Raw genomic sequence first — 934 nt, 5'->3', positions numbered from 1 at the left:
CAAATGGATATATGACACCATTTGAAAAGAGAATGCAGGCATGATTATGTCAAAACTTTTCCTTGTAAGTGTTACAAAAAAACTTGACCATCTCAATCCCCCTCAAACAGCACGGTCATCAAAAAAACATTCTGACTCCAGCACCCGCCAATATCTCCTGCCACTTTTATCCACATAGAAGATAAAGCTGACAATGCCGAACACCATAAAATTTGCTGCCATATTCCACCATGTACTGTGTTTCAGGTTTACCAGCGTCACGATCACCACGGAGGCAGCGGCGGCAATCCGGTAAACCCACGGATTTACAAAGTCTTTCTCATAACGGTCACCCATGAACTGGAACATCAGCCCGGCAACGATTGTACATGACAGAAAACAACTGAACAGATATACTAAATTTTCCATGCCTACCCCTATCCCGTCTGCTATGCAGACATTAAAATCAGTGCGGAGAATGCCGTACCAGGCATTCTCCAGCGTGAGACTTAGAACTTCTCCACGAAACAGCCTTTGCTGTGAGTGGCTAGAAGTTCTTCTCACGCTACTCCCCACTGCTATGGATGTATTCATTAAGCCGTTCCTTGAACTGCGCCACCCGCTTCTGCGACAGCGGCACTGACATGCCGTTTTTTAATGCAACCTCATCCCCTTTTTTCTTTGCCACATTTTTAAGGTTTACAAGGATGCCCCGGCAGCTCGTCTCAAAACCGTAGGGTTGCATCCGCTCCTCCAGCCCGCTGATAGCATCTGGGTACTCGTACACCATATTTTCCGACAATACACCGTTTTCCTCATAGGATACGTTCCTGAACTCCAGCCGCACCTCCTTCTTTTGGTACTGCCGCAGGAATGCCTGCAGCTTGTAGTGGTCAAGCTTTTTTGTAACACTTGTGGCTAAAAAAATCAAGTCGCTTACCGTTAGGATAGATGT

Annotated in this window: 2 protein-coding genes; both read right to left on the bottom strand. The window is 46.3% G+C overall.

Features of this window, described 5'->3' with window-relative positions; all coding sequences use genetic code 11:
* Positions 1-102 precede the first annotated feature (102 nt).
* Entirely contained in the window at positions 103-543 is a 441-nt protein-coding gene (locus tag D5281_RS25080; protein WP_160562557.1) for a hypothetical protein, read from the bottom strand.
* A 1-nt stretch (position 544) separates the two neighbouring features.
* The coding region (locus tag D5281_RS25075; RefSeq protein WP_160562556.1) for a LytTR family transcriptional regulator DNA-binding domain-containing protein at positions 545-934 on the bottom strand (390 nt) is incomplete at its 5' end.

The organism is Parablautia muri (genome assembly GCF_009917485.1).
Classification (GTDB): Bacteria; Bacillota; Clostridia; order Lachnospirales; family Lachnospiraceae; genus Suilimivivens; species Suilimivivens muri.
Note: the sequence above shows the minus strand (reverse complement) of the source record. Positions and strands in the feature narration are given on the sequence as shown.